The sequence below is a fragment of the Mycobacterium sp. DL genome (genome assembly GCF_039729195.1).
Taxonomy (GTDB): Bacteria; Actinomycetota; Actinomycetes; order Mycobacteriales; family Mycobacteriaceae; genus Mycobacterium; species Mycobacterium hippocampi_A.
This window is the reverse complement of sequence record NZ_CP155796.1, coordinates 5,171,864-5,193,665: the sequence shown is the minus strand read 5'-3', so window position 1 is coordinate 5,193,665 and position 21,802 is coordinate 5,171,864. Positions and strand designations below refer to the sequence as shown.

Here is a 21,802-nt window from a genome sequence, read left to right as displayed (position 1 = left end):
ATGGGCATCGCACTCTGGATCGAGCAGAACATCGGATACCGACTGCTGATGGTGCACGACAAGGTCTACAAGAGCACCAACGGTCGCCTGGGACACCGCATCCCGCTGCCCGGCGTGGCGCCGAGCCTGCTGCTGCACACCGTGGGCGCCAAGACCGGCAAACAGCGCACGAACACCCTGTCGTACTTTCCCGACCGTGGCGACTATCTGGTGGTCGCCTCCAAGGGCGGTGACCCGAAAGCGCCCGGCTGGTATCACAACCTGAAGGCCAACCCCGACATCGAGATCAACGTCGGCCCAAAGCGATTGGCCGTGACGGCGAAACCTGTGCTTCCCGACGATCCCGACTACGCCCGGATGTGGAAGCTGGTGAATGCGCAGAACTCGAACCGCTACGAGGGCTATCAGCGGCGGACGTCGCGGCCGATCCCGATCGTCCGGCTCTCCCCTTAGAACAGCTCCTTGGCCAGCAGCTCCAGTGTGCGCTCGCGGCCCGGCGCCGTCGCCGGGTCGGTGCCGCGGAACGCCGAGGCCACCGGGTGAATCATCACCTCGTCCACACCGAACCGCTCCGCGAGCGCGCGCACCTGGTCTGCCGCCTCGGCGGGTGAGCCCACCACGGCCTGGCGCAGGCCCGCGTCGATGATCGCCTGCGCCTGCGGGCCGACCCGCTGCTGCTCGGCGTCCTCGACGAGGTCCAGTGGAACCATCGGCTGACCCGTCCGCAGCCGACCCATCATCTGCAGGTTCGGCAGGATCAAACGTGTTGCTTCGTCCCGTGTTTCGGCCACCGCGGCGTTGACCGTCAGGAATGTCACCGGCTCGGCGGCCTGCTCGCTGGGCCGGAACTCCGTGCGGTAGGTCCGCAACGCCTCCTCGGTGCCCTGGCCGGAGAAGTGGTGGGCGAAGACGTAGGGCAGTCCCTTGGCCGCAGCCAGCCGTGCCGAGTACATCGACGAGCCGAGCAGCCACAGTTTGGGCTCGCTGACCGCAGCCGGGGTCGCCTTGAGGATGTAGTTGTCACGCATCAGATCGCGGGGTAGCGGCACCCGCACGCCGCGGGCACTCATCAGCGACACCACGTCGTCGAGATATTCGGGGAAAGCCTCGATGTCACGATCGTCACGACCTGCGGCTCCCCGAAGCGCCATCGACGTCACCGGATCCGAACCGGGCGCGCGACCGATGCCCAGATCGATACGGCCGGGATGCGCGGCCTCCAGCAGCGCGAACTGCTCGGCGACGGCCAGCGGCGCATGATTGGGCAGCATCACCCCGCCTGACCCCAGCCGCAGCGCCGAGGTCTGGGCGGCCAGGTGGGCGATCAGCACCGGCGGGCTGGTCGCGGCGACCGACGGCATGTTGTGGTGCTCGGCGATCCAGTAGCGCGTGTAGCCGAGCCTGTCGGCGGTCTGGGCGAGACGGGTGGTCGCGGACAGCGCAGCCGAGGTGCTCTGGTCGGAACGCACCGGGACGAGGTCGAGAACAGAAAGACGCATTGAGGGTGCAACGCCTGCCGACCGCCTGACGTTCCCGGTGGCGTCGGTGCCGATTGTCACGGTGAGCGTGACGGGCTAGGCCGAAATCGCGCGGGCGGTGGCGAAGACCTCGTCCATCATCGCCGGGGTGAGCCTGCCGGTGAAGGTGTTCTGCTGGCTGGGGTGATAACAGCCCAGCAGCGCCACCTCACCACCTGCGAAGCCGAGCGTCGCGATGGTGCCGTGGCCGAACTTCGGCGCGGGCGTGCCCACGGTCCCGCCGGTCCGGCGGATCATCGCCAGCGCCACCTGCCAGGCGAACCCGCCGAGCGCGACGATCACTCGCACGTCGGACCCGGTCAGCCGCCACTCGGCGTCCAGCCACGGCGCACAACCGGTGCGTTCGGCCGGCGTCGGCGCGTTCGCCGGCGGTGCACACCGCACCGCTGCCGCCACCCGAACGTCGTTGAGCACCAAGCCATCTGCGCTGTCGGTGCACGTCGGCTGGTTCGCCAGGCCACAACGATGCAGCGACCCGAACAGGAAATCGCCCGACCGGTCACCGGTGAACACCCGTCCGGTTCGGTTGGCGCCGTGTGCCGCCGGCGCCAGTCCGACGACGAGGATGCGCGGTCTCGTCGATCCGAAACCCGGCGCAGGTCTGCCCCAGTACGGCTGGTCAGCGTATGACCTGCGCTTTTCCACGGCGACCTGTTCCCGCCACTGCACCAGCCGCGGGCATGCGCGGCACACCGACACCCCGGCATCAACCTGTTTGAGCGTCTTGGCCGCCGCGGCCAGCGCCACCACCTGGTCGGGGGCGGTCGCGACCGCCGTACGCACCGTCGCCGGATCACCGGGCCAGCCGGAGCCGGGCCGCACCGGAGAGTCGAACAGCTTTCCGGTGCGTGGGTGGGGCCGCGGCGGAGGGGGTTGCGTCACGCCTCCACTCTGACTCACCTCAGCCGGACGAGGAAAAACAGTCGTGGCAGTTGCCTTCGCGCTGCTAGATTCGCCGCGATACCCATGACGCAAGGACAAGCGCCGACGCGGCGCGGACCGATGATGATGATCCTGTTCGCGGCCCTGATGGCCGGGGCGGGCAACGGCATCTCGATCGTCGCGTTTCCCTGGTTGGTATTGCAGCGCACCGGCTCGGCGCTCGATGCGTCGATCGTCGCGATGGCAGGCACCCTGCCGCTGCTGGCGGCGACGTTGATCGCCGGGGCCGCAGTCGACTTCCTCGGACGCCGGCGGGTGTCGATGATCTCGGACGCGCTGTCCGCGCTGTCGGTGGCGGCGGTGCCGGTGCTGGCGCTCATATTCGGGGCGCAGGTCGTCAACGTGGCCGTGCTGGCCGGGCTGGCGGCGCTCGGCGCATTCTTCGATCCGGCCGGGATGACCGCCCGCGAGACGATGCTGCCCGAGGCGGCCACCGGGGCGGGGTGGACCCTCGACCACGCCAACAGCGTGTACGAGGCGATCTTCAACCTCGCCTACATCGTCGGACCCGGGATCGGCGGCCTGCTGATCGCCACGCTCGGCGGCGTCAACACGATGTGGGTCACCGCCGGGGCGTTCGGCCTGTCGATCGTCGCCATCGCCGGACTGCGCCTCGAAGGCGCCGGCACCCCCGATCCGGCGGCACGAACCGGTGGCGTGTGGGCCGGAATCCTCGAGGGCCTGCGGTTCGTCTGGAACAACCGGGTGCTGCGCACCCTCGCGTTCGTCGACCTGACCGCAACCGGGCTCTACATGCCGATGGAGAGTGTGCTGTTCCCGAAGTACTTCACCGACCGCAACGAGCCCGCGCAGCTGGGCTGGGTGTTGATGGCGTTGAGCATCGGCGGGCTGGTCGGCGCCCTGGGCTACGCGGTGATGTCGAAGTACATGCGCAGGCGGACCGTCATGTTGATCGCGCTGCTCACTCTCGGGGTGGCGATGACCGTCATCGCCTTCCTGCCGCCGCTGCCGATCATCCTCGTGCTGTGTGTCGTCGTCGGCTTCGTCTACGGCCCGATCGCCCCGATCTACAACTACGTCATGCAGACCCGTGCGCCCCAGCATCTGCGCGGCCGGGTCGTCGGGGTGATGGGATCGCTGGCCTACGCGGCGGGACCGCTGGGCCTGATCCTGGCAGGTCCGCTGGCCGACGCCACCGGTCTGCACGCGACGTTCCTGGCGCTGTCGGTGCCGATGCTGCTGCTGGCGGTCGTCGCGTTGTTCCTGCCCGCGCTGCGTGATCTCGACCGTGATCCGCGAGAGGGTGCGGGGATGCCCGAGCCTGTGTCGTGACGCGCCGGCCGACGCCTACCATCGGGCACATGGAGTCCCCTGTCGAAGGCCTGATCTCCACACTGCCCGAGGGCATGGTGATCACCGATCCCGACATCCTCGAGTCCTACCGACACGATCGAGCGGCGGATCCGAACGCGGGTACCCCGCTGGCGGTGGTCCGGCCCCGGCGTACCGAAGAGGTCCAGACAGTGTTGCGGTGGGCCACCGCCCACCGGATCGCCGTCGTGCCCCGCGGCATGGGCACCGGTCTGTCCGGCGGTGCGACGGCGCTCGACGGCGGCATCGTGTTGAGCACCGAGAAGATGCGCGACATCTCCGTCGACCCCGTCACCCGCACCGCGGTCGCGCAACCCGGCCTGCTCAACGCCGAGGTGAAGAAAGCCGTCGCCGAATACGGAATGTGGTACCCGCCGGATCCGTCGTCGTTCGAGATCTGCAGCATCGGCGGCAACATCGCCACCAATGCCGGCGGGCTGTGCTGCGTCAAGTACGGCGTCACGTCCGACTACGTGTTGGGTGTGCAGGTGGTGCTGGCCGACGGCACCGCGGTGCGCCTCGGCGGGCCCCGCCTCAAAGATGTTGCGGGACTCAGCCTGACGAAGCTCTTCGTCGGCAGCGAGGGCACGCTCGGCGTCGTCACCGAGGTCACGCTGAAGCTGCTGCCCGCTCAGCACCGCGGGTGCACGGTGGTCGCGACGTTCGACTCGGTGGCCGCGGCCGCCGACGCCGTCGTGACGATCACCGGCAAGATCAGGCCGTCGATGCTGGAGTTCATGGACGCCGTCGCGATCAACGCCGTCGAGGACAAGCTCAAGATGGGCCTGGATCGCAACGCCGCCGCGATGATGGTCGCGGCCTCCGACGACCGTGGGCCCGCCGGCGCCGAGGACGCCGAGTACATGGCCGCTGTGTTCACCGAACACGGTGCCACAGAGGTGTTCTCGACCGATGACCCGGATGAGGGAGAGGCCTTCGTGGCCGCTCGCCGGTTCGCGATCCCCGCGGTGGAGGCAAAAGGGTCCCTGCTACTCGAGGACGTCGGTGTGCCACTGCCCGCATTGGCCGAACTCGTCAGCGGTGTCGAGAAGCTCGCCGAACAGCACGACCTGATCATCTCGGTGATCGCGCATGCCGGCGACGGCAACACCCATCCGTTGATCGTCTTCGACCCCGGTGATGCCGCGATGACCGAACGGGCCCACACGGCGTTCGGCGAGATCATGGATCTGGCCGTAGGCCTCGGCGGCACGATCACCGGCGAGCACGGGGTCGGCAGGCTCAAGCGGCCATGGCTGGCCGGGTACCTCGGCCCCGAGGCCATGGAGCTGAACCGGCGCATCAAGGCCGCCCTGGACCCGGACAACATCCTCAACCCGGGTGCAGCAATCTGACCGTGCTATTGACACAAGGCCAGGAATTGTCGTACTCATAAGACATGACTGCGATTCTGTCTCAGGATGTGCCGGTGCGGTTCGAGCTGTTCAACGCCGCGACCTGGGCTGATCCCTGGCCGATGTATCAGGCGCTGCGCGATCATGATCCTGTCCATCACGTGATTCCCGCCGGAAAGCCCGACGCTGCCGAACCCGGGGACTACTACGTGCTCTCCCGCCATGCCGACATCTGGGCAGCGGCCCGGGATCACCAGACGTTCTCGTCGGCTCAAGGCCTGACCGTCAACTACGGCGAACTCGATCTCATCGGGCTCGCGGACAACCCACCGATGGTCATGCAGGATCCGCCCGTGCACACCGAATTCCGCAAGCTGGTCTCCCGCGGTTTCACCCCGCGGCAGGTCGAGGCGGTCGAGCCGAAGGTCCGGGAGTACGTCGTCGAACGTATCGAGCGCATCAAGAGCAACGGCGGCGGCGACATCGTCGCCGAACTGTTCAAACCCCTTCCGTCGATGGTCGTCGCGCACTATCTCGGTGTCCCCGAGGAGGATCGTGGGCAGTTCGACGGCTGGACCGATGCGATCGTCGCGGCCAGCACGTCGGAGGGAGGCATCGGCGGAGCACTGGAGACGGTGGGTGATGCGCTCGGCGGCATGATGGCCTACTTCACCGCGCTCATCGAGCGGCGCCGCGCCGAACCGGAAGACGACACGGTGTCCCACCTGGTGGCCGCCGGGGTCGGTGCCGACGGTGACATCGCCGGAGTGCTGTCCATCCTGGCGTTCACGTTCACGATGGTCACCGGAGGCAACGACACCACCACCGGCATGCTGGGTGGCACCGTGCAGTTGCTGCACCAACGGCCAGATCAACGGCGGCTGTTGGCAACTCAGCCCGAACTGATACCCGATGCGGTCGACGAACTGCTCCGGCTGACCTCCCCGGTTCAGATGCTGGGGCGCACCGTGACCCGCGATGTGACCATCGGCGACGTCACCATTCCCGAAGGACGGCGCGCGATGCTCCTCTATGGGTCGGGCAATCGGGACGAACGTCAATACGGCCCTGACGCAGCAGAACTCGATGTCACGCGCCGGCCACGCAACATCCTGACCTTCAGTCACGGCGCCCACCACTGCCTGGGCGCCGCCGCGGCCCGCATGCAATCCCGGGTCGCGCTCACCGAGTTGCTCGCCCGGATACCGGATTTCGAGATCGACGAGTCCGGGATCAGCTGGGCCGGCGGCAGTTATGTGCGCCGGCCCGTTTCGGTGCCGTTCACGGTGTCGACCTGATGGCCGGCGACTGGCTGGCGGGACGGCGCACCGAGGTGGCCGCCGACCGCATCCTGGACGCAGCGGGCGAGTTGTTCGTCAAGAAGGAGGCCGCGACCGTCGGCATGCACGAGATCGCCACGGCTGCAGGCTGTTCGCGCGCGACGCTGTACCGCTATTTCGAGAACCGCGACGCGCTCTACACCGCGTACGTGCATCGCGAGAGCTACCGTCTCTACCGCGAGATGACCGACCAGATCACCTCGGTGGTCGATCCGGGGGAACGGCTGATCGAGGGCATGCTGTCGTCGTTGCGCAATGTGCGCGAAAGCCCGGCCCTGGCATCGTGGTTCGCGACCACCCAGCGCCCGATCGGCGGTGAGATGGCCGAACAGTCACAGGTCATCAAGGCGCTCACCGAAGCATTCGTGATCTCGCTCGGACCCGATGAGCCGGCGCTGGTCGAGCATCGGGCGCGCTGGCTGGTGCGGGTGATGACGTCACTGCTGGTGTTCCCCGGCCATGACGAAGCCGACGAGCGCAGCATGCTCGAGGAGTTCGTGGTCCCGATCGTGGTGCCCGGCCAGCAGGCCGATCAGGCCACCCAGTAGGCCTGAGCCTTGATCGCCTTGCGGGAGATGTTGTAGTCCTCGCGGAGCAGCTTGGCCACCGCGCGGGTGGTCCGGTTGTCGCACGCCACCCAGCCGAAGTGATCCGCGGCGTCGAAGGCCGCCGATTCCACTGCCTGCACCAGCGATTCGCCGGCGTTCTTGCGGTCCACCCACGTCACGTCCGAGGCCCGCGCCACGGGCAGTTGCTTGTCGTCGTCGTGCGCCGCCTCGAGGAAGACCTTGGCCGGCGCATCCCCGATCGCGTCGAGCAGGGAGTTGATCGCCGGCAGGGACGCGGTGTCGCCGACGATGACGTACCCGGCCGGGGGCGGGTCAGGTAGCGCGAAGTTGCTGCCGAGGACGGTGACCTCGATGGTGTCGCCGACCTGGGCCTGCTCGGCCCAGCGCGACGCGACGCCGTCGTGCAGCGCGAACTCGATGTCCACGGTGTTGTCGGCCGGGGCCGGATTGACCAGCGTGTAGCCGCGCTGGTGCACCTTGTCTCCGTCGGCGAACCACATCCGGACCCACATCGTCGGATGCAGCGACCGCTCCGCCAGCACGCCGCCGGCGTCGAAGCTCAACCGCAGATAGTGCGCGCTGACCTGATTTCTCGCGGTGACCGTGAACTCGTAGTCGCCTGCGCGCAGCAGCTTGAGCACTGCGCCGGCGAACCCACGCGACGGCTTCGTGTCCGACATGAACCCTCGATCCGGGTGAAATTTGCTGGAAACTTAGGCCAGCTTAACCTAACTCGGTGATCGCCGGACAGGCTCGGCTACGACCGCACCCTGGTGAACCGGTGCAGCAACCAGGCCAGCGGGATCGTCGTCGCCAGCGTCCAGCCGAACAGCACCCAGACCGACCCGGTGTAGATCGGATAACGCACGATCTCGACCATCACCAACTCCATCAGGATCAGGTGGATCAGGAAGATCTCGTAGGAGATCTCGCCGAGGAACACCATGGGCCGACTGGCCATCACCCGGGTGTACAGCCCCCGGTCCCCCAGGGCCAACGGCGCGACGAGCAGCGTGGCGATGACGGCGTAGAACGCGGTCTTGACGAGTCCCTCCCGCAGTTCCGCCGGGGAGGTCGTGGGCTCTCCGGCGATCGGCGTGGACACGATGAAGTAGCTGACGATCGCCAACGGGACGCACGCCAAGGCATAGGCGCGCACCCCGAGCGGCTGTAATGCCGCCAGCGCCATCCCACCGACGAACCACGCCAGGTAGCCCGGCAGCCACAACCGGGCACCGTCGGGCAGCCAGTCGGTGTTGTGCACCAGGACCAGCCATGCCGGCGACACCAGCGCAAGCGCGACCAACCCGGCCAGCAGGAGTCGAGGCTGCCACCGCCGTCGGCACAGCACCACCAACAGCAGGTAAGCCAGCAGTGGGAGCACCACGTAGAACGCGACTTCGACGGCAAGGCTCCACATCTGGGTGAGTCCCTGATGCAGGAACGAGAACAGATAGTCGTCGGTGTAGATCTGGGTGAGCGTGAGGTTGCGGAACAGCCCCTCCCAGGTGTGCCCGGGATTGGGGCCACCCGTGCGGAAGTGGTACACGAGATAGGCCGCGATCACGGTCACCGCGTAGGCGGGCATGATGCGGCGCACCCGATGCCAGGAGTAGCGGCGCACCGACGGCGGTGTGCCACCCGAGGCGGCGGCCTTCACCCACGGCAAGAACAGCAGGAAACCCGACAGCACGAAGAAGATCGGCACGCCGATCTCCATCCGCGAATACACCAGTCCGACGTAGCCCTGCGGGTACTTGCCGGTGGTGTACGCGGCATGGGTCAGGACGACGAGCAGCGCTGCGACAGCGCGGATCCCGGTGAGCGAATCGACCCGCCCGGTCGCGGTGACCGACTCGAGGCCGCCCTGCGCATCGAGCTCTCTGGATACGGCCATGGGACGGGTCGCCTCAGTACGACGGCCGGCGCGCCTTCGGCCCGCGATCGGGTTCGAGGTGGATCAGCTGACCCTGGATCCTGGTGTGCTCCAGCTTTTTCAGCGTCTCCTTGGACAGCTTCGCCGGAAGCTCGACCAGCGAGTAGTCCACCTTGATGGTGATGTGCCCGAAGTCGCTGCGGTGCAGTCCGCCCTCGTTGGCGATGGCACCGACGATCGCGCCGGGCGCGACCTTGTGCCGCTTGCCGACGGCGATGCGATAGGTCGCGAGGTCGCTTCGGCGTTCGCGGGGCTTGCGTGATGGCCCGTCGTCACGCCCGGGGCGGTCGGCCCGCTCGCGTCGTTTCTCCGGCGGCGGCTCCTTCATCAGGAACTCTCCGCCGTCACGGCTCTGCAACGCCAAGGCCAACGCCGCGGCGATATCGGCCATCGGGACGTCGTGGTCGCGCTCGTAGCCTTCGATCAGCTTGCGGAACAACTCGATTCCCGGCGACGTCAACGCCTCGGTGATCGAGTCGCGGAACTTCTCCACACGCTGGGCATTGACGTCGTCGACCGACGGCAACTGCCCCTCGACAAGCTTCTGCCGGGTGACCCGCTCGATGGAGTTGAGCAGATGCCGCTCACGCGGGGTGACGAACAGCAGCGCCGTCCCGGACCTGCCCGCGCGCCCGGTGCGCCCGATGCGGTGGACGTAGGACTCCGGGTCGTGCGGAATGTCGTAGTTCAGCACGTGCGAGATGCGCTCGACGTCGAGTCCGCGCGCGGCCACATCCGTCGCGATCAGGATGTCGAGCTTTCCGTCCTTGAGGGAGGCGATGGTGCGCTCGCGTACGGCCTGCGGAATGTCACCGTTGATCGCCGCCGCGGAGAATCCCCGCGCGCGCAGCTTCTCGGCAACCTCCTCGGTCGCCTGCTTGGTCCGGACGAACACGATCATCGCCTCGAACGGCTCGACTTCGAGCAGCCGGGTCAGCGCATCCATCTTGCGCGGGCCGGCCACCTGGATGTAGCGCTGCAGGATGTTGTCGGCGGTTGCGGACTTGGATTCGACCCTCACCTGCACCGGGTCGTGCAGGTACTTGGTGGTGATCTTGCGGATCGCCGGCGGCATCGTCGCCGAGAACAGCGCGACCTGCTTGTACTCCGGGGTGCCTTCGAGAATGCGCTCGACGTCCTCGGCGAAGCCCATCTGCAGCATCTCGTCGGCCTCGTCGAGGACCAGGTAGTCCAGGTGCGAGAGGTCGAGACTGCCCTTCTCCAGGTGGTCGATGACCCGGCCGGGGGTTCCCACCACGACCTGCGCGCCACGCTTGAGCCCGGCCAGCTGGGGTCCGTACGGGGAGCCGCCGTAGATCGGCAGCACGTTGACGGGCAGATGCGCGCCATAGCGGCTGAAAGCCTCCGCGACCTGCAGGGCCAGCTCGCGGGTGGGCGCCAGCACCAGCGCCTGGGTGATCCGGCTAGAGGTGTCGATCTTCGACAGGATCGGGATCGCGAAGGCCGCGGTCTTGCCGGTGCCGGTCTGGGCGAGTCCGACGACGTCGGAGCCCGCCAGCATCGCCGGGATGGTGGCCGCCTGGATGGGCGAGGGTGTCTCGTAGCCGACATCGGCAACGGCCTGCAGCACCTTGGGGTGAATCTGCAGGTCAGCAAAGCTCAGGTCGCCGCTTTCCGGCTCCTCGTTCATAGACGTCATCGAGGTCGCAGTCTAGTGCCAGTTGCCGGGCTTTCCCGCCGCGCGCCTCACAGGACGCCGCGAGGCGTGCCGGTACGGTGCGCACTTGTGAATTGGTCGGCGGTCCTCGGCGCTGTGGCGGGTGTCGCCGCGCTGACCGTTGCGGGCTGCGGGTCGGGCGACTCCACCGCGTCGAAGACACCGGAACCGACGAGCGCGTCTCCGACGGCCGAACCGTCCGCGATCCCGGAACCGGCGCCGTCGACCGGCCCCGCCCCCGGCCCGCCGGCGGCCAACGATCCCTGCACGACCGACCTCGCCGCCCCGGAAATCGTCAGGGCGGTGTCCGAACTGCCCCCCGACCCACGCAGCGAGCAGGCCTGGAACCCCGAACCGCTGGACGGCAACTACAACGAGTGCGCGCTGCTGTCGGCGGTGATCATCAAGGCCAACACGAACTCGGAGAACCCCAACACCCGGGCGCTGCTGTTCCACCGCGGAAAGTTCATCCCGACGGGGGTGCCCGACACCTTCGGCTTCAACGGTCTGGACAGCTCGCAGACCACCGGCGACACCGTCGCTCTCCAGTACTCCGGCGGCGTGCCCGGGCTGGCCAGCGTCGTGAAGTTCCGCTGGAACGGCAGCGGGGTGGAACTGATCGGCAACACCGCCGGCTGAGTGTCCGCGGAATAGCGTTCCCGGCTGTGAATTGGACCTCGGTTGCGACCCGGAATGCGCTTCCGCGGGCGGCGGGGGTGTCGGTGGGTGCGCTTACAGTGGCTGGGTGTTCGTCACCGACGACGGCGCCGGAGAAGTCCGTGTCGTCTACAGCGCCTCCGATCTCGCCGCCGCCGCGCGCTGCGAGTACGCGCTGCTGCGTGCGTTCGACGCCCGGTTGGGATGGGGGCCCGCGACGTCGGCGGACGACGAACTGCTCAGCCGCACCGCCGAACTCGGCGACGAGCACGAGCAGCGCCACCTCGATGAACTTCGGCAGCGACGGGAGTTCGATGACATCGTGGTCATCGGCCGCCCGGAGTACACGGTCGCGGGTCTGTCGGCTGCCGCCGCTCAGACACTGGGGGCGATCGAACGCCGCGCACCGGCCATCTACCAGGCCGCCATGTTCGACGGCCGATTCGTCGGCTTCGCCGACTTCCTGCTGATCGAGAACACCCCCGACGGGCAGCGCTACCGGTTGCGCGACACCAAGCTGGCCCGCTCGGTCAAGGTCGAGGCCCTGCTGCAACTGGCGGCCTACGCCGACACGCTGACTGCGGCGGGTGTTCCGGTGGCACCCGAGGTCGACCTGGTGCTGGGCGACGGAACCGCCGTGAGTTACCCCGTCGACGAACTGCTCCCGGTGTACCGGCCGCGCCGAGAGTCACTGCAGCGGTTGTTCGACGACCATCTGGCCGGCGGAAGCCCGGTGGCGTGGGAGGACGGAAACGTTCGCGCCTGCTTCCGCTGCGCGGAGTGCGAGGTGCAGGTCCGCGCCCACGATGACCTGCTGCTGGTCGCCGGCATGCGGGTCAGCCAGCGCGCGCGACTGATCGACGCGGACATCACCACCGTGCACGACCTCGCCGGGCACCGCGGCCCGGTCCCCGAGCTGCCGGCCCGCGTGGTCACCGCCCTCACCGCGCAGGCGCGCCTGCAGGTCACCGAGCGCATCGACGGCAAACCTCCCTACGAGGTCGTCGATCCGCAGCCGCTGATGGTCCTGCCCGACGCCGACAGAGGCGATCTGTTCTTCGACTTCGAAGGCGATCCGCTGTGGACGGTCGACGGTCACGAGTGGGGACTGGAATACCTGTGGGGAGTGCTGACCACCACCGACGAGTTCACCCCGTTCTGGGCGCACGACCGGGCCGGCGAGCGTCAGGCGCTCGTCGACTTCCTGGCCATGGTCCGCAAACGGCGCAAGCGGTTTCCGGGCATGCACATCTACCACTACGCGGCCTACGAGAAGACCACGTTGCTGCGACTGGCCGGACGCTACGGCGTCGGCGAGGACCAGGTGGACGCGCTGCTGCGCGAAGGTGTCCTGGTCGATCTGTATCCACTGGTACGCAAGAGCATTCGGGTAGGCAGCGAGAACTACAGCATCAAGTCGCTCGAGCCTCTCTACATGGGCAACGAACTGCGCAGCGGCGAGGTCACCACGGCGACCGCATCGATCACCGAGTACGCCCGCTACTGCGGGCTGCGCGACGAGGGCCGCGTCGACGACGCCGCGACGGTGCTCAAGGAGATCGAGGAGTACAACCGTTACGACTGCCGGTCGACCCATCGGCTGCGCGACTGGCTGGTCGCCCGGGCCATCGAGTCGGGGGTACCACCACGCGGCCCGGTGGTGGTGACCGGCGACACGACACCGGCAGGTGTCGAGGTCGACGCGGTGGAGCGGAAACTGTCGAAGTTCGCCGGTGACGGGGTCGAAGCACGCACGCCCGCCCAGACCGCGGTCGCAATGTTCGCCGCTGCCAAAGGTTTCCACAAACGCGAGGACAAGCCCTTCTGGTGGGGGCACTTCGACCGGGTCAACAACCCCGTCGATGAATGGGCAGACAGTGGTGGGGTGTTCATCGCCGATGACCACGAACTCGTTGCGGACTGGCATCAACCGCCGAGAGCCCGAAAACCCCAGCGGCACATCCGGTTGTCCGGCGAGATCGCCACCGGCGATCTGACGAAGGACATGTACGCGCTCTACGACCCGCCGTCACCCGCCGGCCTGGCCGAGGATCCGGACCGCCGGGGATTCGGCATGGTGACCGTGCTCGAGTGCGACGACCCCGAAGTGCCCACCGAGGTCGTGGTGTGCGAGCGGCAGCCCAAGTCCGGTGATCCGCACACCCAGATGCCGTTCGCGCTCACCCCCGGCCCACCGATCAGCACCAGGACGCTGCAGGACGCCATCGCCGACGCCGCCGCCACCGTCGCCGACGGCCTGCCGAAACTCGGCACCGCCGCCATGACCGATCTGCTGCTGCGTCGGCCCCCGCGCACGGTCAGCGGTGACCCACTGCCGCGCGGCGATGATGCCGCGGCGGTGATCACCCGCGCGCTGCTCGACCTCGACTCGTCGTACCTCGCGGTGCACGGACCCCCCGGTACCGGAAAGACCTTCACCTCCGCGAAGGTTATCGCCTCCCTGGTCAACACCCACGGTTGGCGCATCGGGGTGGTCGCTCAAGCACACGCGGTCGTCGAGAACCTGTTCAGCGACATCGTCGCGGCCGGTGTCGACGGGTCACGAGTCGGGAAGAAGCAGACGACCAGCCCGTTGTGGACTGAGCTGGACCGGGACGACTACGCCGGTTTCCTCGACCGTCCCGGCGGGTGCGTGGTGGGCGGCACCGCGTGGGACTTCGCCAACGCCAACAAGATTCCGGCCGGAAGTCTCGATCTGCTGGTCGTCGAGGAGGCCGGGCAGTTCAGCCTCGCCAACACCATCGCGGTGTCGCGGGCGGCGCAGAATCTGCTTCTGCTGGGTGATCCCCAGCAGCTGCCACAGGTCAGCCAGGGCACGCATCCCGAGCCGGTGGACGGCTCCGCTCTGGCCTGGCTCGTCGACGGGCACAGCACGCTGCCTGCCGAACGCGGCTACTTCCTCGATCGCTCGTACCGGATGCATCCCGACGTCTGCGCGGCGGTGTCGCGGCTGTCCTACGACCGCAAGCTGCATTCGCACGAAGCGGTCACGAGCGCGCGCACCCTCGACGGTGTCGCGCCGGGAGTGCAGACACTGCTCGTCGACCACGACGGCAACGCCACCGAGAGCCCCGAAGAGGCCACGGCGATCGTCGCCGCGACAGCCCGCCTGCTGGGTGCGGCGTGGACCGACGAGGACGGCACCCGGGCGCTGACCCAGCACGACGTACTGGTCGTCACCCCCTACAACGCCCAGGTCGCGCTGATCCGACGGCAGTTGGACGCCGCAGGTCTCGGCGATGTGCGCGCAGGCACCGTCGACAAATTCCAGGGCCGGCAGGCGCCCGTGGTGTTCGTGTCGATGACGGCGTCGTCGATCGACGACGTCCCTCGTGGAATTGCCTTCCTGCTCAACAGGAACCGACTCAACGTCGCCATCAGCCGGGCCAAATATCTCGCGGTGATCGTGCGTTCGACGCAGCTGACCGAGTATCTGCCCGGCACACCCGACCGGCTGGTGGAGTTGGGGGCGTTCTTGGCGCTGACCGAATGTGATACACCGGCGAGGTGACCGAAACGCTCCCCGAACGGCTCGCGACGATCGTCGGTGCGTCCTACGTGAGCGTCGATCCCGACGTGCTGGCCGGCCGAAGCGTCGACCACACCGGACGCTATCGAGGCCGCGCCAGCGCGCTGGTGCGACCCGCCTCCGAAAACGAAGTCGCCGAGGTGCTGCGCGTCTGCCACGAGGCCGGTGTCTGCGTCACCGTGCAGGGCGGCCGGACGTCTCTGGTGGCCGGCACCGTGCCCGAATACGACGACGTTCTGCTCTCGACGGAGCGGTTGCGCGACGTGGGTGAGGTGGACGTGGTGGAACGCCGGGTGCACGTCGGTGCCGGGGTGACGCTGGCCGAGGTGCAACGCGCGGCGAGCGCGGCAGGCCTGGTCTTTGGTGTCGACCTGGCGGCGCGGGACACCGCGACGGTCGGCGGCATGGCGTCGACGAACGCCGGCGGCCTGCGCACCGTGCGCTACGGCAACATGGGCGAACAGGTTCTCGGCCTGGACGTGGTGCTGCCCGACGGGTCGGTGGTGCAGCGGCACAGTCAGGTACGCAGCGACAACACCGGCTACGACCTGGCGTCGCTGTTCGTCGGCTCCGAAGGCACCCTCGGCGTCATCACCGGACTCGATCTGCGGCTGCACCCCGCACCCCGGCACCGCGTGACGGCCATCTGCGGGTTCGCCGACCTGCACGCCCTCATCGAGACCGGGCGGGTGTTCCGCGACATGGAGGGCATCGCCGCGCTGGAACTGATCGACGCCCGCGCGAGCGTGTTGACCGCCGAGCACGTCGGCGTCGGCGCTCCGGTCGAGGGCGCGTGGCAGCTGCTGATCGAGTTGGCCGGCGACGCAGATCTCACCGAGCGACTCGCCGAGGCGCTCGAGCCCGCGGAACTGTCCGGCGAGCCGGCGGTCGGCGTGGACGCGACTGCCCAGCAACGACTCTGGCAGGTGCGCGAGGCGGTCGCGGAGGTGCTGGGGGTCTACGGACCTCCCCTGAAATTTGATGTGTCGCTGCCACTTTCGGCCATCCCCAACTTCGCCGCGGAGTCCGCCGAGCTGGTGGCCGCCCACGCCCCGCACGCGATCCCGGTGTTGTTCGGACATGTCGGCGAAGGCAATCTGCACCTCAACATCGTCCGCTGCGCGCTGGCCGGGGACGCCGAGCAGACCCTGTACGCCGCGATGATGACGCTGATCGCCCGCTGCGGCGGAAACGTCAGCTCCGAACACGGCGTGGGCACCCGCAAGCGCGACTACGTGTCGATGGCACGCACCGTTCCCGACATCGCCGCGATGCGGGCGGTGAAGACGGCATTCGATCCGGACGGCTATCTGAACCCCGCGGTGCTGTTCGAACGTCACCGACCCGTCACCGTCACAACCGATGCGGCCACGTAGCGTGTCCGTGCAGTGACACGGATCGAAGCGGATTACCTCGTCGTCGGGGCGGGCGCCATGGGCATGGCGTTCGTCGACACGCTGCTGACCGAAACCGACGCAACGGTGGTTCTCGTCGACGAGCACCATCAGCCCGGCGGTCACTGGAACTCGGTGTACCCCTTCGTGCGGCTGCATCAGCCGTCGGCGTACTACGGCGTGAACTCCTGCGCCCTGGGCAACGAGGACTCCGTGGACACCGCCGGCTGGAACGAGGGGTTCTTCGAGCTGGCCACCGGCCACGAGGTGTGCGCCTACTACGACCAGGTGATGCGTCACCGGATGCTGCCCACCGGCCGGCTGACCTACTTCCCGTCGGCCCGCTATCTGGGCGGGAGCACCTTCGCCACCCTGGACGGGACCGAACACTCCGTGAGCGTTCGGCGGCGGGTCGTCGACGCAACCTATCTGCTGACCGTCGTGCAGTCGATGAGGTCCGGGCCGCCGTTCGCGGTCGCCGACGGGGTCGACGTGGTGACCCCCAACGAGCTGCCCCGGCATGCCCCCGGCCGGCAGCACTTCACCATCGTCGGCGGCGGCAAGACCGGGATGGACTGCTGTCTGTGGTTGTTGCGCAACGGCGTTCCGGCCGATCGACTGCGGTGGATCATGCCGCGCGACTCGTGGCTGCTGAACCGCGCCAACGTGCAACCGGGTCCGGTATTCGTCAAGCAACTCCGCAAGTCGATCGGGACCCGGATGACGGCGATCACCGAGGCTACCTCGATCGATGACCTGTTCACCCGGCTGGAGGCCGACCAGAGCCTGCTCCGCCTCGACCCGACGGTGCGCCCCACCATGTATCACTGCGCGATCGTCTCGCTCGGCGAACTCGAGCACCTGCGCCTCGTCGAGGATGTGGTGCGGATGGGCCACATCAACCGGGTCGACCCGGATCAGGTGGCACTGCAGGGCGGCTCGGTCTCGACACCGGTGCCGTCGTTGTACGTCGACTGCACGACGCAGGGACTGCCGCGGCCCCCGTCGGTGCCGGTCTTCGACGGTGACCGGATAACTCTGCAGAGCGTGCGCGGATGCCAGCAGGTGTTCAGTTCGGCGTTCATCGCCCATGTCGAAGCGGCGTACGGGGACGACGCGGCGCGAAACGCCCTATGCGAACCGATCCCGCACCCCGATGCTCCGATCGACTGGTTGCGGATGTTGTTGGCGGACAACCGCGCCCAGGCGCGGTGGCTGAAGGACCCCGAGCTGCTGGAGTGGCTGCAATCTGCCCGGCTCAACGTGCTGCGCGATCTGTTCCTACTGCTGCCGGACAAGCCCCGGGTGCGGGAGAAGGCGATCGGTGCGCTCACGGTGGCGCTCGGGGCCGCCAACGAACGGCTCGCCGCACTGATGGAGAGCTCGGTTTAGTCCGCTTCCCGCGAATGTCGGCCTCGGGCGCCGAGTGGGTCCCCGTCGACATGAAAACCGTTGTGCGCGGATCCGACCGGGTCGTCGCCGGGTGATGTCGGCGGTTCCGCCAGCAGCTCATCGACGAGACTGCGCCATTCCCGTTGTGCGGCAGGGGGTTCAGTGACGGGGACCGACACCTCGGAAGGCAACGGTTCGGGGTCGTCCCAGGTCACCACATACTCGACGTACTCGTCGTCGTCGACGAAAGTTTCGTCGTCCCAGTCGTGGTGATCATCGTCGCCGGCGGGGACCCGGTCGGCTGCGGCGCCCTGCACGATGTGAGAGTTGGCGAATCCCAGCAGGAGCAGAGCAGCGATGACACCGAGCAGCGCGATGAAGGCCGGCAGCAGCATGGCCTGCGACATCGCCGCGGCGAACGGCCCCTGCAGGTAGGCCGGTAGTTGAGCGACCGACCCTTCGGTCTGCGGCGTCGCGGCCGTGGCGCCCGGCATCTCGGCGGACAGCCGGGACGCCATGAACGCGGCCATGCCCGCGCTGCCGAGGACCGACCCGACCTGGCGGTTGGTGTTGTAGACACCCGAGCCTGCGCCCGCCAGCTGCACGGGCAGGTTTCGGGTCGCGGTGGCGGCCAGCGGCGACCAGATGAACGCCATGCCCACCCCCATGGCGGTCAGGGGCAGCAGCAGGCGCCAGATCGGGGTCGTCGGCGTCATCTCGATCGAGAGCCACGTCAGCCCGATCGCCATCACCGAGAAGCCGAAACCCACCACCGGCCGCGGATGCGACCGGTCGACGATCCTGCCGACCAGCGGCGCCAGCACGCCGGTGGCGACCGCCATCGGCGCGGTCAGCAGAGCGGCCTGCGTCGGCGTCAGACCGCACACTGCCTGGGCGTAGAACATCAGCGGCAGGATCATCGACGTGGCGACGAACCCGATGGTCGCCACCCCCAGGTTGGACATGGAGAAGTCGCGGTCGCGGAAGATGGCCAGCGGGATGAGCGGCGCCCCGGTGGTGACCGACTGCCAGTAGACGAACGCGGCCATCACCCCGATCCCGACGACGATGGTCGCCCAGATCCACGGCTCCCAGTCGAAGGCCTGCCCCTCCTGCAGCGCGAACACGATCAGGAACATGCCGACGGCCGACAACACCACGCCGGGCACGTCGAACCCCTGCTTCTGGGTGGACAGCGCCGGCACCAACCGGACCGCGACCACCAGGCCGATGATGCCGACGGGCACGTTGACGATGAAGATCCACTGCCATCCCAGGTGCTCCACCAGCACCCCGCCGGCGAGCGGACCCACGAGCGTGGCGACGCCCGCGGTGGCACCCCAGATGCTCATCGCCACCCCGCGGCGGTGAGCCGGGAACGTCCTGGTGATCACCGACAGCGTCTGCGGTGTCAGCAGTGCCGCACCGACGCCCTGGACCATCCGGGCGGCGATCAACATGCCGATGCTGTCCGACAGCCCGCACCACAGCGACGCCACCGTGAACACCGCCAGCCCCAGCAGGTAGATGTTCTTGGGGCCGTACCGGTCCCCGAGCCTGCCGGACACCAGCAGCGGCACCGCGTAGGCCAACAGATATGCGCTGGTCACCCAGATCACGGCGTCGTAGTCGGCGCCGAGGCTCGACATGATCGCCGGGTTGGCGACGGCGACGATCGTGGCGTCCACCAGGATCATGAAGAACCCGATGAGCAACGCCCACAACGCATGCCAGGGATTGGCCTCGCGGGCGGGCGGTCTCACGGTCTCGAACATGGTGGGGTCGGCAGTCTCGTCTGATGGAGCGGTCGGCGGTCGGTCAGCGTGGCATCACGGTACGCGGAGCAGCGGACGGACCGACCGTACGGACCCGCGAGTATCCCGACAAATCAGCGTGTCCGACGCCGGGCCGTCACGCAGGTTCGGCGATGGCCTCTCCGGCGACGCGCTCAGCCGCAGCCGACTTGTGCACGCCCGTCGCCAGCAGAGCGGCCAGTGCGATCATCACCCCGGCCGACATCACCACCGCCATCGCCAGCTCGTTGTTGCCGAGCACACCGACCAGTGGGGCGACCGCGGCACCCAACCCGAACTGCGCGGCCCCCAGTAGCGCTGCCGCGGTGCCGGCCGCCTCCTGATGACGGGTCAGCGCAACAGCCGGAGCATTCGGGATCACCAGACCCATCGCAGCGAGGATCGCCCAGACCGGCACGATGAAACCGAACACTCCGCCGACCTGGGCCGCGGCCAGCGCGACGAAGACCGCGCCGGACACCGAGGCGGCCACCAGCGCCCACACCATGATCTGCTGGGGCGAGAAGCGTCGGAGCAGCACCACGTTGCACTGGGTGGAACCGATGAGCGCGATGGCGCCCGCACCGAACACCAGCGCGAAAGCGGTCTGGTCGAGCCCGTAGCGGCCCTGCAGGACAAACGACGCGCCCGAGATGTAGGCGAACAGGCCGGACATGCCCAGTGCCGCCACGAGCACCAGAATCACGAAACGCACGTCGCGCATCAGTCCGAGGTAGGTCGCGCCGATCCCCCGCACCCTTAGCGGACGCCGGTTCTTCTCCGGCAGCGTTTCGGGCAATGCGACGGCGGCCATCACCAGCAGCCCGCCCGCCAGGACCACCAACGCCGCGAAGATCCAGTGCCAGGACGCCTGGAGCAGCACCACTGCCCCGAGCGAGGGCGCGAGCACCGGCGCCACTCCCAGCACGAGCATCAGGCGCGACATCACCGTGGCGGCTGCGTTGTCTTTGTAGAGGTCACCGACGACCGCGATCGCCACGACCATCGCCGCGGCCGCGCCGAAGCCCTGCAGGCCGCGCGCGACGCCGAGCAGCGCGATGTTCGGCGCGAACATGCACAGCAGCGAGGCCACCATGTGCACCAGGATTCCGGCGATCATCGGTTTGCGGCGACCGAGGGAGTCCGACAGCGGGCCGACGATCAACTGCCCCAGCGCCAGCCCGGCGAGGGTGCCGGTCAACGTCAACTGCACCACCGACGAGGAGACCGAGAGATCCTCGGCGATCTTCGGCAGAGCCGGCAGGTACATGTCGATGGTCAGCGGACCCAGCGCCACCAGGAGTCCCAGGACCACGATCATCCGGGTGCGACCCGGCGGCCGGGCCGCCAGATCAGACTCCGGCGGGCGAGCAGCCACGCCGGATTGGGGTCGAGTCACGTCCACGTCACCGGATACTGCCATGCAATTGGTTAGCGTCGCTATCCGATTATTTCTTCCCCGATCCGCAGACAGTGACCGCTATCACCTTCGGGCACGCCTTGTCGGCCGCCGTTCGTTTCACAACCGTTAGCCTGAGTGCATCCGTCGTAGACGGTTTTGAACAGGAGAGGCCACCGAATGAGTGCCCGATCACGCACCAAGAATCAGTTGCCGGCTGTCAGGGACGAGGATCCGAGCACTGCGGCGAAGGTGCTGTCCCAGATCATCGAGCGCGGCGCCCGTGTCCAGGGCCCGGCGGTCAAGGCCTACGTCGACCGGTTGCGCGAGCACAATCCCGGCGCGACCCCTGCCGACATCATCGACAAGTTGGACAAGCACTACATGGCCGCGGTGATGGCCAGTGGGGCGGCGGTCGGGTCTGCCGCCGCGTTCCCGGGCATCGGCACGCTGATCGCGATGTCGGCCGTTGCGGGTGAAACCGTGGTGTTCCTCGAGGCGACGGCGGTGTACGTGCTCGCGGTCGCCGAGGTGCACGGCATCCCCGCCGAGCACCGTGAGCGCCGCCGCGCCCTGGTGCTGGCCGTCCTCGTCGGCGACGACAGCAAGCACGCCGTCGCCGATCTACTCGGCCCGGGACGGACCAGCGGGGCGTGGCTGTCCGATGGCGCGGCGTCGCTGCCGCTGCCCGCGGTGTCCCAACTGAATTCCCGACTGCTGCGCTACTTCGTCAAGCGCTACACCCTCAAGCGCGGTGCGATCGCGTTCGGCAAGCTCCTTCCGGTCGGCATCGGAGCGGTCGTCGGTGGTGTCGGCAATCGAATGATGGGCAAGAAGATCGTCGGCCACGCCCGCAGGGCGTTCGGCGAACCGCCGACGCGCTGGCCGTCACCGTTGCACCTGCTGCCCGCGCCGCGCCAGTAGTCG

The 21,802-nt window shown here is 68.2% G+C and carries 17 protein-coding genes; 10 read left to right on the top strand and 7 right to left on the bottom strand.

Features of this window, described 5'->3' with window-relative positions; genetic code table 11:
* On the top strand, positions 1–453 hold the full coding sequence (locus ABDC78_RS24855) for a nitroreductase family deazaflavin-dependent oxidoreductase (RefSeq protein ID WP_178357929.1): 453 nt from the start codon (positions 1–3) through the stop codon (positions 451–453).
* Here ABDC78_RS24855 and ABDC78_RS24850 read toward each other — a convergent pair.
* Together ABDC78_RS24850 and ABDC78_RS24845 are read right to left on the bottom strand one after the other, a co-directional pair.
* Positions 450–1,499, bottom strand: a complete 1,050-nt coding sequence (locus ABDC78_RS24850; RefSeq protein ID WP_178357930.1) for an LLM class flavin-dependent oxidoreductase — start codon at positions 1,497–1,499, stop codon at positions 450–452. The genes ABDC78_RS24855 and ABDC78_RS24850 overlap by 4 nt on opposite strands.
* A gap of 75 nt (positions 1,500–1,574) precedes the next feature.
* The gene (locus tag ABDC78_RS24845) at positions 1,575–2,420 is read right to left on the bottom strand and encodes a uracil-DNA glycosylase (protein WP_178357931.1); all 846 of its coding nucleotides are present in this window, start codon (positions 2,418–2,420) and stop codon (positions 1,575–1,577) included.
* A gap of 84 nt (positions 2,421–2,504) precedes the next feature.
* Here ABDC78_RS24845 and ABDC78_RS24840 point away from each other — a divergent pair, with 84 nt between their 5' ends.
* The 4 genes from ABDC78_RS24840 to ABDC78_RS24825 are packed head-to-tail and all read left to right on the top strand — an operon-like array spanning position 2,505 to position 7,055.
* Positions 2,505–3,773 carry an MFS transporter gene (locus ABDC78_RS24840; protein WP_178357932.1) on the top strand — a complete coding sequence of 423 codons (1,269 nt, stop codon included), beginning with the start codon at positions 2,505–2,507 and terminating at the stop codon, positions 3,771–3,773.
* A gap of 29 nt (positions 3,774–3,802) precedes the next feature.
* The gene (locus ABDC78_RS24835) at positions 3,803–5,167 is read left to right on the top strand and encodes an FAD-linked oxidase C-terminal domain-containing protein (RefSeq protein ID WP_178357933.1); all 1,365 of its coding nucleotides are present in this window, start codon (positions 3,803–3,805) and stop codon (positions 5,165–5,167) included.
* Positions 5,168–5,211: 44 nt separating this feature from the next.
* On the top strand, positions 5,212–6,465 hold the full coding sequence (locus ABDC78_RS24830; protein ID WP_178357934.1) for a cytochrome P450: 1,254 nt from the start codon (positions 5,212–5,214) through the stop codon (positions 6,463–6,465).
* Positions 6,465–7,055, top strand: a complete 591-nt coding sequence (locus tag ABDC78_RS24825) for a TetR/AcrR family transcriptional regulator (RefSeq protein ID WP_178357935.1) — start codon at positions 6,465–6,467, stop codon at positions 7,053–7,055. Before ABDC78_RS24830 ends, ABDC78_RS24825 begins: the two co-directional genes overlap by 1 nt.
* On the opposite strand, the gene ABDC78_RS24820 is transcribed toward ABDC78_RS24825, so the two are convergent.
* The 3 genes from ABDC78_RS24820 to ABDC78_RS24810 form a co-directional block, all read right to left on the bottom strand.
* Positions 7,040–7,756: a siderophore-interacting protein gene (locus ABDC78_RS24820; protein ID WP_178357936.1), complete on the bottom strand. Its 717-nt coding sequence runs from the start codon at positions 7,754–7,756 to the stop codon at positions 7,040–7,042. The genes ABDC78_RS24825 and ABDC78_RS24820 overlap by 16 nt on opposite strands.
* Positions 7,757–7,833: 77 nt before the next feature.
* Positions 7,834–8,973 (bottom strand): acyltransferase, encoded by a 1,140-nt coding sequence (locus ABDC78_RS24815; protein ID WP_178357937.1) that lies wholly within the window; start codon positions 8,971–8,973, stop codon positions 7,834–7,836.
* Between the two features lie 13 nt (positions 8,974–8,986).
* The gene (locus ABDC78_RS24810) at positions 8,987–10,672 is read right to left on the bottom strand and encodes a DEAD/DEAH box helicase (RefSeq protein WP_178357938.1); all 1,686 of its coding nucleotides are present in this window, start codon (positions 10,670–10,672) and stop codon (positions 8,987–8,989) included.
* 87 nt (positions 10,673–10,759) lie between these two features.
* Here ABDC78_RS24810 and ABDC78_RS24805 point away from each other — a divergent pair, with 87 nt between their 5' ends.
* From ABDC78_RS24805 to ABDC78_RS24790, 4 genes are all read left to right on the top strand, one after another.
* Positions 10,760–11,329, top strand: coding sequence for an LppP/LprE family lipoprotein (locus ABDC78_RS24805; RefSeq protein ID WP_178357939.1), 570 nt, complete (start codon positions 10,760–10,762; stop codon positions 11,327–11,329).
* A 106-nt stretch (positions 11,330–11,435) separates the two neighbouring features.
* Positions 11,436–14,879, top strand: coding sequence for a TM0106 family RecB-like putative nuclease (locus ABDC78_RS24800; protein ID WP_178357940.1), 3,444 nt, complete (start codon positions 11,436–11,438; stop codon positions 14,877–14,879).
* The gene (locus ABDC78_RS24795) at positions 14,876–16,273 is read left to right on the top strand and encodes an FAD-binding oxidoreductase (protein WP_178357941.1); all 1,398 of its coding nucleotides are present in this window, start codon (positions 14,876–14,878) and stop codon (positions 16,271–16,273) included. Before ABDC78_RS24800 ends, ABDC78_RS24795 begins: the two co-directional genes overlap by 4 nt.
* Before the next feature lie 12 nt (positions 16,274–16,285).
* Positions 16,286–17,683 (top strand): FAD/NAD(P)-binding protein, encoded by a 1,398-nt coding sequence (locus ABDC78_RS24790; RefSeq protein ID WP_178357942.1) that lies wholly within the window; start codon positions 16,286–16,288, stop codon positions 17,681–17,683.
* Here the strand turns inward: ABDC78_RS24790 and ABDC78_RS24785 are convergent.
* Both ABDC78_RS24785 and ABDC78_RS24780 read right to left on the bottom strand, forming a co-directional pair.
* Complete coding sequence (locus ABDC78_RS24785) at positions 17,680–19,458, bottom strand: MFS transporter (protein WP_178357943.1); 1,779 nt, start codon at positions 19,456–19,458, stop codon at positions 17,680–17,682. The genes ABDC78_RS24790 and ABDC78_RS24785 overlap by 4 nt on opposite strands.
* A gap of 136 nt (positions 19,459–19,594) precedes the next feature.
* Complete coding sequence (locus ABDC78_RS24780; protein ID WP_256735954.1) at positions 19,595–20,797, bottom strand: multidrug effflux MFS transporter; 1,203 nt, start codon at positions 20,795–20,797, stop codon at positions 19,595–19,597.
* Positions 20,798–21,055: 258 nt separating this feature from the next.
* On the opposite strand from ABDC78_RS24780, the gene ABDC78_RS24775 reads away from it, so the two are divergent.
* On the top strand, positions 21,056–21,799 hold the full coding sequence (locus ABDC78_RS24775) for a hypothetical protein (protein ID WP_178357945.1): 744 nt from the start codon (positions 21,056–21,058) through the stop codon (positions 21,797–21,799).
* The last annotated feature ends 3 nt before the right edge of the window (positions 21,800–21,802 follow it).

Coding starts and splice junctions, on each gene's coding strand:
- ABDC78_RS24825 (WP_178357935.1), top strand. CDS start 6,465: ATGGCCGGCGACTGGCTGGCGGGACGGCGCACCGAGGTGGCCGCCGAC.
- ABDC78_RS24785 (WP_178357943.1), bottom strand. CDS start 19,458: ATGTTCGAGACCGTGAGACCGCCCGCCCGCGAGGCCAATCCCTGGCAT.
- ABDC78_RS24775 (WP_178357945.1), top strand. CDS start 21,056: ATGAGTGCCCGATCACGCACCAAGAATCAGTTGCCGGCTGTCAGGGAC.
- ABDC78_RS24780 (WP_256735954.1), bottom strand. CDS start 20,797: ATGATCGTGGTCCTGGGACTCCTGGTGGCGCTGGGTCCGCTGACCATC.
- ABDC78_RS24810 (WP_178357938.1), bottom strand. CDS start 10,672: ATGACGTCTATGAACGAGGAGCCGGAAAGCGGCGACCTGAGCTTTGCT.
- ABDC78_RS24855 (WP_178357929.1), top strand. CDS start 1: ATGGGCATCGCACTCTGGATCGAGCAGAACATCGGATACCGACTGCTG.
- ABDC78_RS24820 (WP_178357936.1), bottom strand. CDS start 7,756: ATGTCGGACACGAAGCCGTCGCGTGGGTTCGCCGGCGCAGTGCTCAAG.
- ABDC78_RS24815 (WP_178357937.1), bottom strand. CDS start 8,973: ATGGCCGTATCCAGAGAGCTCGATGCGCAGGGCGGCCTCGAGTCGGTC.
- ABDC78_RS24850 (WP_178357930.1), bottom strand. CDS start 1,499: ATGCGTCTTTCTGTTCTCGACCTCGTCCCGGTGCGTTCCGACCAGAGC.
- ABDC78_RS24840 (WP_178357932.1), top strand. CDS start 2,505: ATGACGCAAGGACAAGCGCCGACGCGGCGCGGACCGATGATGATGATC.
- ABDC78_RS24830 (WP_178357934.1), top strand. CDS start 5,212: ATGACTGCGATTCTGTCTCAGGATGTGCCGGTGCGGTTCGAGCTGTTC.
- ABDC78_RS24835 (WP_178357933.1), top strand. CDS start 3,803: ATGGAGTCCCCTGTCGAAGGCCTGATCTCCACACTGCCCGAGGGCATG.